The following is a 13,122-nucleotide window of genomic DNA, read 5'->3' on the forward strand; positions in this document are numbered from 1 at the left end:
CTCAAATTCGCGCGATGGTTAGTTCACCTTAGGGACTATGACAGCTGCATGAAATGCAGGCCGGTCGGACGTCAACGCGCCACGACCTCGACTTCGCCATCGACGCCGTTGACGACGTTGAAGGGGCGCTCGAACACCTTGCCTTCATTCTTGGCGATCGCGCGATACTCGCCCTCGGAGAGCACGACGCGCGGGAACGCGCCGATCGATTCCTTGATCACGTCGCCGCCCGGCGTAATCACCGACCAGGCGGTGTTGGCAAGCGCCTCGCCGCCCCGCTCGCTGACCAGCTTGAGCGTGATGACAGCGGCGCGATGGGTGACGGTGACGTCGGTCAGCTTGCCCGCCCCGACGCGAATGTCGGAGCGCACCACCGAGTTGGCGTCGCCATAGTTGGAGACGATGTAGTAGGTGCCCTCGGGCAGCAGTGCGACGTCGCCGGCGGCTACGTTCGGCACCATTGGTCCACGGTCCGAACCGTCGAACTGGCTGCCCTTGTAGATCGCGAACGAAATCTGGTTGGCGGGGATCTTGCTGCTGCCGACCCGGCCCTCGATCCGCAGGCCCCCGGCCGGCAGCACGAAGGACTCGCGGTCGGTCTCCGACTTCAGGCTGACGGCGCGCACCGCGCTGACGAGGCCGAGCGCGACATGGACGACATAGTTGCCGGGCGGCAGCACTACGTTGGGCGTCGCGCCGCGCTCCTCGCGGACCAGCTTGTAGGTGCCGTTGTCGTCAGGCTTGTCGGCGAACACCCGCCACACCAGCCCGGCATTGATGACCGGCAGGTCCTTGCCGTACCGCGCCGTCAGCGACAGCACCGCCTGCCCCGCGGCCGGCGACCCGGCCGGCGGCGCCGCTACGACGGGCGGCACGGTCGCAATCGAGGGCTGGACGATGGTCGGCTGGTTCAGCGGGCCGGGCAGAACGGGCCCTGAACCGCCGCCCGATGGCGGCGCCAGGTTGAGCGCCGGACCCGACGGCACCTCCGGGACCGAGGCGGGCGGAATCGGCGGCGGCCGGTCGCTGAAGAACTGCGCTGATACGGAACCGGGGATCAGGGCCAGCAAAAATGCCGCAAGCGTCAACCGCGGTAGGAGCCGCATGCCCCGCCCGCATCCGCCGATGCCGTTACCCCTCGAAGTCATCACCATGCTTTTCAACGAAAACGCGGCAAATTCAAGCCTTCGTCCAAGGGGATCCAGGCGGCGTCCAAGGCTTTGTCACAGTCCGGGCGGGCAGCGTCCGCCATTTGGAACCGCGCGATCAAGCCGATGTTAGCCCCATCGTCGCGGTCCAGTCACATTCCCTGCCTACCGCGGACCACCCGGGCATGAATTATGCCTGTGGGAATAACCATGAAGACGGACGACGCTGGCGCAGCCATGCTGCGCGGCCTAGTCTCGTGCTGGCAGGAGATTTGTCGTGTTGGACAGCTGGATGGGCCGAGGCCACAAGAGCTCCGACGGCCCCGACAAGGTAGGACTGGGTACGGTTCGCCGGCCAGTCATCGGGCTTGCGCTCGGCGGCGGCGCCGCGCGCGGTTTTGCCCATATCGGCATCATCAAGACCCTGCTGGCCCACGGCATCGTCCCCAATGTGGTGGTCGGCACCTCGATCGGCTCCGTCGTCGGCGGCGCCTACGCGGCCGGCCATATCGAGACGCTGGAGCAGTGGGCGCGCGGCCTGCAGCCGCGCAGCGTGCTCGGCTACCTCGACATCCGCCTCAACGGCTCCGGCCTGATCCGCGGCGCCAAATTGGCCGCCGAGATCGAGGCGGCGCTGGGCCAGGTCATGATCGAGGACCTCACGGTCAAGTTCGCCAGCGTCGCCACCGAAGTGCGCACCGGGCACGAGATCTGGCTGACCCAGGGCCGCGTGGTCGACGCCATGCGCGCCTCCTACGCCTTGCCCGGCATCTTCGCGCCGGTCCTGATCGGCGACCGCTGGCTGGTCGACGGCGCGCTGGTCAATCCGGTGCCGGTCTCGGCCGCGCGCGCGCTCGGCGCCGAGATCGTCATTGCGGCGAACCTCTCCAGCGACGTATTCGCGCACTCGACCACGATCTACAATCACGGCCCGTCGGCCGCGCCCGAGGTGACGGTCGCGGTGACCGCCGACGCCGAGCTCGAGCCGGAGCCGCCGAAGCGCCGGTTTGGCCGCTTCTTCTCCGCCGAACGTACGGTGAAGCGGGAGTTTTTCGGCAGCGCCAGCCGGCCCGGCATCTCGAGCGTCATGGTCGACGCCTTCAACATCATGCAGGACCGCATCACCCGCGCACGCCTTGCCGGCGATCCGCCAGACATGCTGATCTCGCCGCGGGTCGGTCAGATCGGCTGGTTCGACTTCCACCGCGCCGACGACCTGATCGCGCACGGCATACGCGCCGCCGAACGCTCCATCAGCGCAATCGAGGAAGCGATCGACATCCTGGTGCCGCCGTCGAGCGGCGCGGGCAGCACCGGGAAGTAGCACTCAGGCGGTCTTGATGTAGTCGCGAAGCGCCTCCTGCTCGCGCTCATATTCCTCCACGCGCCGCTTGACGATGTCGCCGATCGAGATCAGCCCGACCACCTTGCCGTCCTCGACGACAGGAAGATGGCGGAATTTTCCCGTGGTCATCATCTCCATGATGCCGCTGACCGTATCGGACTCGCGGCAGCTCACGACTTTCTTGGTCATGACAGCGCTGACCGGTTCGTCCAGCGCGCCTGCGCCGCGCTCAGAGAGCACGCGCACGATGTCGCGCTCCGACAGGATGCCCTCCATGCGGCTCTGCTCCATCACAAGCACCGCGCCGATCTTGCGCTCGCCGAGCAGCTTGACCGCGGCCGAGAGCTTCGCGCCGGGCGCAACGCTCATGACCTGATGGCCTTTTGCATCGAGAATGGAACGTACCGTCATTGTCGGCCTCCCTGAATCCGCTCGTGCCCCGCCTTGGGCGGGGTCGAGCCTGTTCGCCAGAGTCTTCAATCAACAGTTCCGCGCCGATTTCGGTTCCGGGGCGCGGTGAGTAGCAGGGCTCGATTTGTCGGCCCGCTTTGTTTCTGCTTCGCAAAGATGATGGAGGAATTCGATCCAGGCCGCAAGCGGCGATCAGACGCGCCCCGACTGATCCACCGACGACGCATCTGCAGCATCGTCCCGCGTGCGCGGCACGGGATCGAACAACGAGAACAGCAGCAGTCCGGCGAGGAAGCCGCCGATATGCGCCTGCCAGGCGACGCTCGCGCCCTCGCCGCCGAGCGACAGCGAGGTGGCGCCGAACAGGATGTTGACGCCGAACCAGATCGCCAGGAAGGCGAGCACGCGTCCGTTGCGCAGCGCCCGCCACAGCGACAGCGCAGGCACCTTGGCCGCCGCCTCGGCATCGCCACGGCTGAACGACAGGAAGCTGCCCTTCACGAAGGCAAAGCGGATCGCCGCCGCCATCGTCCCCGACACCGAAGCCGACGCTCCGATCATCGGCGCAATCGCGTGCTCATGGGTCAACAGATGCGCGAGCGCGCCGGCGGCCGCCGTCACCGCCATGAAGACAAAGAAGCGCAGCGCGCCGAAGCGCCGCGCCAGCGCGCTGCCGAACGGCAGCAGCCACAGCACGTTGAAGCCGATATGGGTGAGGTTGGCGTGCAGCAGCGAATAGGTGACAAAGGTCCAGACCTTGGCGCCTTCGCCGCCCGGAAAGGTGATGTCGAGCAGCGTCGAATCGTAGCGCTTCGGGATGAAGCCGAAGACGTCGATGGTCCAGTTCTCCAGCTCCGGCGGCAACAGCACCCGCAGATGGATCGCCGCGATCAGGAGGATGTAGGCGGTGAGCGCCGGCGGCAGTGTCAGGATCGGCTCGCGCGGCGCCTCCGGCGGCGGCGCGAGCGGGGATTCGGGATGGGAGTCCAAGGGGTCGGCGACCTCGATGCGGCGGTGGATCAGAGATAGGCGGCTTTCGCACCCCTGTGCAAGTGCACAATCCCGAAATCGGACACCGGGTGTCGCGCAGCGCGGAATCGGGACAAAAGACGGGACAAAAGAAAAGGGAGGGCGCTGAGAACGCCCTCCCTGATCGGCTGGTCTTCTCGTGCCCCGGAGGGATCGGGAGAACGTCCCCACCCCTCCCCGCACGGTGACCAAACTGTTTGACGCCACCTGTGTACCAACGGCGCCGGCGCTTGGGGCAGCCAGCACGAACGGGAACGCGCGGACCCTACCCACAGGTTCCACGGGCGCCAAGGACATAGTTAAATTTACGTTAACAACACAAAGCTGCCGATAAGCCGCCCAAAGCGCGGCCACGGCATGGACGCTGCACAGCCTTCCCTGCACAACAGAGAAGGGAAGGCGCCTGAGCAAAACCGGGACAGATGTGTCCCGCTGAGACAGGCGCCGGGCAAGGTTTAGATGAAACACAGCTCGAGCCGCGCGTTCTTCGCGTATTGGAATGCGAAGCGCGGCAACGCACGTGCACCTGAGAGGAGTGAGTTCGAGCCGTCCGCGGTCCGCGACCTCCTGTCCGACATCTTCGTGCTGTCCTATGACGGCGAGACCCGCTTTCCGTTCCGCGTCGCCGGCACCCGCACCTCCGCCCTGCTCGGCTGCGATCTCAAGAACCGGAGCTTTTCCGCCCTGTTCACCGACGAGAGCCGCGGCGAGATCGAAGACATCATCACCTGCGTCGTCGAAGAGACCCTGCCGGCCATCGCCGGCATCACCGCCACGACCGAGGCCGGCGCCAAGGCGCATCTTGAATTGCTGCTGCTCCCCTTCACCGCCCGCGTCCATATGCCGGCGAGCCTCACCGGCCTGCTCGCCCCGTTCGAGGACGACGTCATCCGGCTGCACGACCTGGTGCTGACCTCGTGGCGTTACCTGCATCCCCAGGAGCGGTTTGTGCCGCGGACCCTGCGCAAGCTCGCCATCGCGCGCGGCCTGATGGTCTACGAAGGCCTGCGCTAGCCGCCGGCGCCCGCCTTGGGACGGGATGGCAGGCGTCGGTCGCTTGCACCGCGCCCCGCGGAACTCTATTAGCTGTCTGGCCGTCACGGCGGGGCGGACCCGCTCATTGCAGTTGCGGCCGGGCTGGGCATGTTTCGGAACTCGATCAGGCAGAAGATCGTCGGTATTGCTGCGGGACTCATCATCCTCGCGGTGATCACCTCGCTGCTGTCGATGGTGATGGCGGGCCAGGTCGGCCATCTCCTCGACGAGCTCACCAACCGCTACATCCCCGCCTATGGCCACCTCGCCCGCGTCAACATCCGCGCGCTGGAGCGCTCGCTCGCCATGCGCCGGATGATGATGGCGAAGATGCAGGCGCCGGGCGAAGATTCCGGCTACGAAAGCGCGCGCAAGGCCTTCGAGGAGATCGAGCCCCTGATCAAGCGCGAGGCCGACGCGGCGCGCACGCTGATCGATGCGATCATCGCCGATCCCTCGACGCCATCCGACAACGCCGCGCTCGGACGCCTCGACGACCGCATCGACAATGCCGTCAACGACCTCCTGATGCGTCTGAACGCAGAGAACAAGACGCTGCTCGAGCAGATCGACGCCAAGGAATTTGCGGCGGCGAAAGCGACCACGCTCCGCGCCGATGCCCTGCGCGACGACTTCAACACCAGGATCGAGGCCATCCGTTCCGACATGCTGGCGCAGGTTGCTTCGGCCGCTGCGAAGGTGATGAGTGCCCAGCAGCGGGCGATCATCATCTCCGGCGTCGTGACCGCCATTGCCGCGATCCTCGGCTTCGTGTTCGCGATGCTGGTCGGCAGCGGCATCACGCGTCCGGTGATGCGCCTGCTCGAAAGCACCCGCGAGGTCGAGGCCGGCCGCCTCGACGGCGCCATCACCATCACGACCCAGGACGAGATCGGCCAGCTGTCGGCCGCCTTCAACCGCATGATCGAGACGCTGCGCCACAACCAGCGCATCCGCGAGACGTTCGGCCGCTACATCAACCCGCGGATCGCCGAGGGCCTGCTCGAACAGCCGGCGATCGCCGCGACCGAAGGACAGCGCCGCGTCATGACGGTGATGTTCTGCGACATGAAGGGCTTTACCAGCCTGAGCGAGGGCGTGACGCCGAGCGGCCTCGTCAAGATCATGAACCTCTATCTGTCGACGATGTCGGCGCCGGTCCATGCGCATCGCGGCATCATCGACAAATATATCGGCGACGCCATCATGGCCTATTGGGGCGCGCCCTTCGTCGAGGAAGCCGAGCAGACCCATCTGGCCGCGCTTGCCGCCATCGACATGATCGGCCAGGTCAACCAGCTGCGCAAGGATCTGCCCGAACTGCTCGGCGTGCGCGTGATCCCGGCCGATTGCGACATCCGGATCGGGATTGCCACCGGCGAGGCCCTGGTCGGCAGCATCGGCTCCGAGTTCATGATGAGCTACACCGTGCTCGGCGACACCGTGAACCTCGCCTCGCGGCTGGAAGGCGCCAACAAGTTCTACGGCAGCCGCAGCCTGATCTCGGAAGCAACCGCCGCAGCCTGTGCCGCAACCATCGAGCTCCGCGAGATCGATCGTCTCGTCGTGATGGGGCAGACCCAGCCGGTCGCGGTGTTCGAAATCCTCGGCAAGAAGGACGAACTGACGCCGGCGCAGACCGAGTTGCGGCAGCGTTACGCGGACGGTCTCGCCGCCTATCGCGACCGCCGCTGGGATGACGCCGAGCAAGCCTTCACCGCGGCGTTGGCGGCGGCGCCCGGCGACGGCCCGTCGATCGCCATGAAGGCACGGGTCGCGGCCTTTCAGCAGAACCCGCCGGCGGCGGATTGGGACGGCGCCTGGCATCCGGAGCAGAAATAGCGGCGCCGCGCTCATCCAGGCTCCGCCGCTACAGCTGGGCCTCGATCGCGGCCTTGTCGATCACCGACCAGACCTGCACGATCCTCCCGTCGCGGAATTCGTAGAACACGTTCTCGGCGAAGGAGACGCGCTTGCCGTCGATAGCGAGACCCAGAAATCGCCCCTTCGGCGAACAATCGAACGTCAGCCGACTCGCGACATGAGACGCATCCGACACCAGCAGAATGATGTTGAAGCGAAGGTCCGGGATGTCGCGAAAGTCCCCTTCCAGCATCTGGCGATAGCCGGATAATCCGAGCCGCCGGCCGTTGTGGCACACATCCTCGTCGACGAACCGACCGAGTTGCGGCCAGTCCTGGCGATTCAAACAGGCAATGTAGTTCCGGTAGATCTCGGCGAGGTCCGTTGTCATCGTCGATCGTTCTCCTTGCCGCGGGTCCAGATGGACATTGAGCATCTGAGTGCGATTCTAACACCGATGTTAGTTTCGACTCCCGATGTCCGACGGCGCCAACAAAACACTCAGCCAGCGTGCACGTGAAAGCGCGACGTCCCGAAGAGACAGTGCGATTGCCGCTTCGGCAAACAATTTCTCAGAACGCGCGGAATGTCTCCCGCGATCGGGAGTTAGTGCTTCAGGCCGATGGCTGTCCTTATCAAATCGGGAGGTGTCCATGATCAAGTCACCGATGATGCTTGCGGCATTTCTGACAGCGCCGATCATTCTGTTCCCGCCGCAGACCGCCATCGCGGCTGGCGGAGGCGGCGGCGGTGGTGGTGGTGGCGACCCATACGGGTCGAGCTACGGCACTCCCGCGCCGTCCTATCCCCAGCAGAAGGACAGAAAGACCACGCACAAGGTCAAGAAACCCGTCAAGCAGTCCGGCTTCGAAGACCCGGCATTCCGCGACGGCTATCGCGCGGCCTATGCGACAATCTACGAACGCAACGACTACGCCGCCGCGATCGATCAGTTGCACGCACTCGGCCGCGACGATCATCCGAACGTCGCGAACCTGATCGGCTATTCCTATCGCAAGCTCGGCGACTACAAGCAATCGCAAGTCTGGTACGAACGTGCGCTCAAGGCTGATCCGAACCACGTCCTGACGTGGAACTACTACGGCCTGTGGCAGATCGAACAGGGAAACCGCGACCAGGCGCAGTATCATCTGCAACGGATCGCCGAGATCTGTGGCACCGACTGCGAGGAGTATCGGACGCTGGCGGCGGCACTGGAAAAGCCGCCGGGTACGAACCTCGTCTACTGAGCGCGTCGCGTAGCCCGCGTGAGCGGAGCGACATGCGGGGAAGGACCGGCCCCGGATGTCGCTGTCGCCCATCCGGGCTACGCATTTGAGCCGCGTTGTTGGCGTGTCCGTTTTTGCGGGAATTTCGCCGTTTTGGTCGACGTGACCGGCGAGTAGCTTGCGGGCCGGGCGACGCACGCGGATACGTTGAGATCGATCATCATGACCTGGCGGCTTCTCGCGTGGAGCGGCATCGCCGTTGCCGCGCTGGTTCCAATCATTGGCGGCATCTGGCTCTTCACCCTGCCCGCCGCATCGGCGTTCCGCCTTCCGCCTCCGATCGCCCAGGCCGAGCAGGATGCAACGCTCGCGGCGCTGAAGCCGCCGAAGCGGGCGCGACCGCTGATCGCGATCCTCGGCATCAACGACATGACCGAGACCACCGACTATCTGATGCCCTACGGCATTCTCAAGCGCGCCGATGTTGCCGATGTCGTCACGCTGGCGACGGGACCCGGTCCGGTCGCGCTGTTCCCGGTGCTGAAGGTCGAGCCTGATGCGACCATCGCCGCATTCGATGCAGCGCATCCCGACGGCGCCGACTACGTCATCGTGCCGGCGATGAGCCGCGACGACGATCCCACAGTCATGCAATGGATCCGGCTGCAGGCGGAGAAAGGCGCTGTGATCGTCGCCGTCTGCGCCGGCGCCAAGGTGCTCGCTTCGACCGGCCTGCTCGACGGCAGGCGCGCCACCACGCACTGGTTCTACCTGAAGAACTGGCGCAACAAGCATCCCGAGATCCGCTATGTCGCCGGCCGCCGCATCGTGGTCGACCACGGCGTCGCGACGACGACGGGGATTTCGGCGTCGATGCCGATGTCGCTGACCCTGATCGAGGCGATCGCCGGCCGCGCCAGGGCCGAGGCCGTCGCGCGCGAGATCGGCCTGCCCGGCTGGGACGCGCGGCATGACAGCAACGCCTTCAAGTTCACCCGCCCCTTTGCGCTGACCGCGATCCGGAACACCCTGGCGTTCTGGAACCGGGAACAGCTCGGCCTCGCGCTTGTTCCCGGCGTCGACGAGGTCTCGCTTGCGCTGGTCGCCGACAGCTGGTCGCGCACCTATCGCTCGCATGCCGTGACTTTCGCCGCGACCGGCGACGTCGTGACGACCCGCAACGGCCTGCGCGTCTATCCGCAGGTCGTGGCGCCAGCCTGGTCCGCAGATGGTCTGCTGCCCGCGGTCGGCACCGCGCCGCCCGCGCTGGCACTTGACCGGGCGCTCGCCGGGATCGAGACACGCTATGGCCGCGGTACGGCGGACTTCGTCGCCATGCAGCTCGAATATCCACGGGCTGACGCCGTGCAGTGAGGGATTGCGTCCCCAACAACGTATTCGATCCTCGATCCACCCCATTGTCATCTGCCTGTCATGAATTGTGCCGACACGTCAGCGCCGGACCAGTTCGGGGACACGCATGGACTATTTCAAACGCTTCAACTTCCTGTTCGCTGCGCCGGTGTTCGAGGCCGACGACCTCGAGGGCATCCGCTTCAACCAGATCATCGCCGAGATCGAGCGCTCCGGCTTCGAGGTGGTTCGCGCCCGCAAGCTGGAAGATGCCGAGATCGCGGTGCAGACCGATGCTGCGATCGGCTGCATGGTGGTCGATTGGGGCAAGAAGGGCCTTGAAGGAAAGACCGCGGCACTGATCAACCTGATGCGTCGGCGCGGCCTCGACTTCCCGATCATCCTGTTGATCCGGCGCAAGCGGTTCGAGGACCTGCCGGTCGAGGTGCTCGATTTCATCGACGGCTACGTGTTCCTGTCCGAGGAGACCCCGCCCTTCATCGCCAAGAACCTGATCTCCAGGCTGAAGCAATATGCCGAGAACCTGAAGACGCCGTTCTTCGGGGCGCTGGTCGATTATGCCGAGGAAGGCAACCAGCTCTGGACCTGCCCGGGCCATAATGGCGGCGTGTTCTACAGCCGCAGCCCGATCGGACGGGTGTTCGTCGAACATCTCGGCGAAGCGGTGTTCCGCGACGACCTCGACAATTCCGTGCTCGACCTCGGCGACCTCCTCACCCATGAGGGGCCGGCGCTGCGGGCGCAGAAGGAGGCGGCCCGGATCTTCGGCGCCGAGAAGACCTATTTCGTTCTCAACGGCACCTCGACCTCCAACAAGGTCGCGCTCGGCTCGCTGGTTACCGACGGCGACCTCGTGCTGTTCGACCGCAACAATCACAAGGCCGCGCATCACGGCGCGCTTTTGATCGGCGGCGGCATCCCGGTCTACGTGCCGACGGTGCGCAACGCCTGGGGCCTGATCGGCCCGATGCGCTGGGACCTGCTCGACGAGGGCACGCTGCGCGACCACATCCGCAAGCATCCGCTGGTCAAAGACGAGAACGCCTGGAAGAAGGAACGTCCGTTCCGCGTCGCCGTGGTCGAGCAGTGCACCTATGACGGCACCATCCACTCGGCCGAGATGATCCTCAAGCGGATCGGCCATCTCTGCGACTATATCCTGTTCGACGAGGCCTGGGCCGGCTTCATGAAATTTCACCCGATCTATGCCGGCCGCTTCGCCATGGGACTGTCCGATCTCGGCCCCGAGGCCCCCGGCATCATCGCGACCCAATCCACCCACAAGCAGCTCGCGAGCTTCTCGCAGGCCTCGCAGATCCACATTCGCGACCGCCACATCAAGGGCCAGAAGCGCCGGGTCGAGCACCGCCGCTTCAACGAAAGCTTCATGCAGCACGCCTCGACCTCGCCGTTCTATCCGATCTTCGCCTCGCTCGATGTCGGCGCGCAGATGATGAAGGGCCGTTCCGGCGAAGTCTTGTGGGACGACACGATCCGGCTCGGCATCGAATTGCGTAAGAAGATCCGCGCCGTGAAGCGCGAGTTCGAGGAGAAAGAGACGCGGGCCGAGCGGCGCTGGTTCTTCGAGCCGTTCGTGCCGGACCGTGTGAAGATCCCCGATGTCGCGCGCGAGAACGGCGTGCACAATGTCGCCTGGGAGACCATCTCGACCGATCAGCTCGCGACCACTCCGTCCTACTGGCAGCTCAGTCCGGGCGAAACCTGGCACGGCTTCCCCGAGCTGACCGCGGGCTTCGCCATGACCGACCCGAACAAGCTCACATTGCTGACGCCGGGCTTCGATCACGCCACCGGCGCCTACGCCGATCACGGCATCCCCGCGCCGGTGGTGGCGCAATATCTCCGCGAGAACCAGATCGTCGCCGAGAAAAACGACCTCAACTCCCTGCTGTTCCTGCTGACGCCCGGCGTCGAGGCCAGCAAGGCCGGCACGCTGGTGTCGGGGCTCGTCGCCTTCAAGAAGCTGCACGACGACAACGCGCTGATCGAGGACGTCATCCCCGAATTCTTCCGCCGCCGCCCGCAACGCTATAGCGGGGTGCGGCTGCGCGACCTCTGCGGCGACATGCACCGCTTCTTCCGCGACGGCAGCGTCAGCACGCTGCAGGCTAGGCAATTCCTGCCCGAGCACCTGCCCGAGATCGCGATGTCGCCGCGCCAGGCCGCACAATATCTCATCCGCAACGATGTCGACTATCTGCCGATCGACCAGATCTTCGGCCGCGTCGCCGCGACGCCGTTCGTGGTCTACCCGCCCGGCATCGCCACCATCGTGCCCGGCGAGCGGCTGTCGGAACGCAGCAAGCCGATGATCGATTATCTGAAGATGTTCGAGGCGAGTTTCAATGCGTTCCCTGGCTTCGAGGTCGAAGTCCAGGGCATCTACAAGGAGATCGACGACTCCGGCCGCGTCCGCTTCTACACCTATGTCGTGTCCGAATAGGCGAACGGACGCAACACAATGGAGAATGATCACAAGATCACCGTCCGCCCGTCCCGCGACAGCGACGTCGACGCCATGCTGTCGATCTACCGCCACCATATCCGCCGCGGCGTCGAGGAAAGCGTCGACGACAGCGGCACGCCGGAGCCCGACGATCTGCGCGACCGGCGCAAGAATCTGCGCAACACCCGCCTGCCCCATCTCGTCGCCATCAGTGACGGCGAGGTGGTCGGCTACGCCTATGTCGTGCTGTTCCGCAAGCGTCCGGCCTACCGCTACACGGTGAAGCATTCGATCTATGTGCATCACCGCTTCACCGGCCAGCGTGTGGGCGGCCGGCTGCTCCAGGAGTTGATCGACACCTGCGCCGCCGCCGGCTTCCGCCAGATGATCGGCTACATCGACAGCGACAACGCCGCCTCGCTCGCGCTGCACGACCGCTTCGGCTTCGCCCGCGTCGGGCATTTGCCCGGTGTCGCCTATCGCTATGGCCGCTGGTCCGACACCGTGATGGTGCAGCGCTCGCTCGCCGCCGGCGCCACCGCCCCGCCGCCCCCCGCGCCGCTGTCGCGACGGTGATGGGGGCCTGGCGGCACCGCTTTTTCCACGTGCGTCGTCCCGGCGAAGGCCGGGACCCATAACCACAGGGTTGAGTTGGTGAGGAAAGCTGCGGCCCCAGCGTCGCGCAATAATCACCTTCGGTGGTTATGGGTCCCGGCCTTCGCCGGGACGACGATGAGGATGCGTCGCAATTCAGGACGTCAAACAGCGCGGTGTCGTCACCCGCGAAAGCGGGTGATCCAGTATTCCAGAGACGGCTGTGCTTGAACCGAGAGGCCGCGGCGTACTGGATCGCCCGGTCAAGCCGGGCGATGACAGCACAGTGGGGCGCAGGTTCGCGTTCGAATTGCGCACCCGTGAATGACGAACCGAGGCCGCCCTACTCCAGCGTAAAGCCGACCCGCAGCGCCACCTGGTAGTGCCGGATCTTGCCGTCCTCGATATGGCCCCGCGTCTGCACCACCTCGAACCACTTCATTTCCCGGATCGTCTTTGACGCGCGGCTGACGGCGTTCTCGATCGCCGCCTCGATGCTCTTGTCCGATGATCCGACCAGTTCCAGGATTTTGTAGACGTGATCCTTATCGTGGGTGGCAGGCATGTCGACCTCCTCTGTGGATGCGCGATCCGGACCGCTTGCGCTGCGGTCCGGACAGTCCATCG

The 13,122-nt window shown here is 65.5% G+C and carries 12 protein-coding genes; 7 read left to right on the forward strand and 5 right to left on the reverse strand.

The window, feature by feature from the left end:
• Nucleotides 1–71: 71 nt before the first annotated feature.
• The gene (locus ACVWYP_RS30960) at nt 72–1,148 is read right to left on the reverse strand and encodes a hypothetical protein (RefSeq protein WP_304495954.1); all 1,077 of its coding nucleotides are present in this window, start codon (nt 1,146–1,148) and stop codon (nt 72–74) included.
• 277 nt (nt 1,149–1,425) lie between these two features.
• Between ACVWYP_RS30960 and ACVWYP_RS30965 the strand changes: the two genes are divergently transcribed.
• Nucleotides 1,426–2,472, forward strand: coding sequence for a patatin-like phospholipase family protein (locus ACVWYP_RS30965; protein WP_028342694.1), 1,047 nt, complete (start codon nt 1,426–1,428; stop codon nt 2,470–2,472).
• 3 nt (nt 2,473–2,475) lie between these two features.
• On the opposite strand, the gene ACVWYP_RS30970 is transcribed toward ACVWYP_RS30965, so the two are convergent.
• Nucleotides 2,476–2,904 carry a CBS domain-containing protein gene (locus ACVWYP_RS30970; protein ID WP_028336151.1) on the reverse strand — a complete coding sequence of 143 codons (429 nt, stop codon included), beginning with the start codon at nt 2,902–2,904 and terminating at the stop codon, nt 2,476–2,478.
• 192 nt (nt 2,905–3,096) lie between these two features.
• Nucleotides 3,097–3,894 carry a rhomboid family intramembrane serine protease gene (locus tag ACVWYP_RS30975; protein ID WP_168856741.1) on the reverse strand — a complete coding sequence of 266 codons (798 nt, stop codon included), beginning with the start codon at nt 3,892–3,894 and terminating at the stop codon, nt 3,097–3,099.
• Nucleotides 3,895–4,392: 498 nt separating this feature from the next.
• On the opposite strand from ACVWYP_RS30975, the gene ACVWYP_RS30980 reads away from it, so the two are divergent.
• Nucleotides 4,393–4,947: a PAS domain-containing protein gene (locus ACVWYP_RS30980; RefSeq protein ID WP_304495955.1), complete on the forward strand. Its 555-nt coding sequence runs from the start codon at nt 4,393–4,395 to the stop codon at nt 4,945–4,947.
• Nucleotides 4,948–5,076: 129 nt separating this feature from the next.
• The gene (locus ACVWYP_RS30985) at nt 5,077–6,810 is read left to right on the forward strand and encodes an adenylate/guanylate cyclase domain-containing protein (protein WP_035632256.1); all 1,734 of its coding nucleotides are present in this window, start codon (nt 5,077–5,079) and stop codon (nt 6,808–6,810) included.
• Nucleotides 6,811–6,838: 28 nt separating this feature from the next.
• On the opposite strand, the gene ACVWYP_RS30990 is transcribed toward ACVWYP_RS30985, so the two are convergent.
• Nucleotides 6,839–7,222 carry an ester cyclase gene (locus ACVWYP_RS30990; RefSeq protein ID WP_304495956.1) on the reverse strand — a complete coding sequence of 128 codons (384 nt, stop codon included), beginning with the start codon at nt 7,220–7,222 and terminating at the stop codon, nt 6,839–6,841.
• Between the two features lie 262 nt (nt 7,223–7,484).
• On the opposite strand from ACVWYP_RS30990, the gene ACVWYP_RS30995 reads away from it, so the two are divergent.
• The 4 genes from ACVWYP_RS30995 (at nt 7,485) to ACVWYP_RS31010 (ending at nt 12,477) form a co-directional block, all read left to right on the forward strand.
• Nucleotides 7,485–8,081, forward strand: a complete 597-nt coding sequence (locus ACVWYP_RS30995) for a tetratricopeptide repeat protein (RefSeq protein ID WP_304495957.1) — start codon at nt 7,485–7,487, stop codon at nt 8,079–8,081.
• 201 nt (nt 8,082–8,282) lie between these two features.
• Entirely contained in the window at nt 8,283–9,434 is a 1,152-nt protein-coding gene (locus ACVWYP_RS31000; RefSeq protein WP_304495958.1) for a DJ-1/PfpI family protein, read from the forward strand.
• 106 nt (nt 9,435–9,540) lie between these two features.
• A complete protein-coding gene (locus ACVWYP_RS31005; RefSeq protein ID WP_304495959.1) occupies nt 9,541–11,898 on the forward strand; it encodes an Orn/Lys/Arg family decarboxylase in 2,358 nt (785 codons plus the stop codon).
• A gap of 18 nt (nt 11,899–11,916) precedes the next feature.
• Entirely contained in the window at nt 11,917–12,477 is a 561-nt protein-coding gene (locus ACVWYP_RS31010) for a GNAT family N-acetyltransferase (RefSeq protein WP_304495960.1), read from the forward strand.
• Between the two features lie 361 nt (nt 12,478–12,838).
• On the opposite strand, the gene ACVWYP_RS31015 is transcribed toward ACVWYP_RS31010, so the two are convergent.
• The gene (locus ACVWYP_RS31015) at nt 12,839–13,060 is read right to left on the reverse strand and encodes a dodecin (RefSeq protein WP_026192947.1); all 222 of its coding nucleotides are present in this window, start codon (nt 13,058–13,060) and stop codon (nt 12,839–12,841) included.
• Nucleotides 13,061–13,122 lie beyond the last annotated feature (62 nt).

This window comes from Bradyrhizobium sp. USDA 3262 (assembly GCF_054060035.1).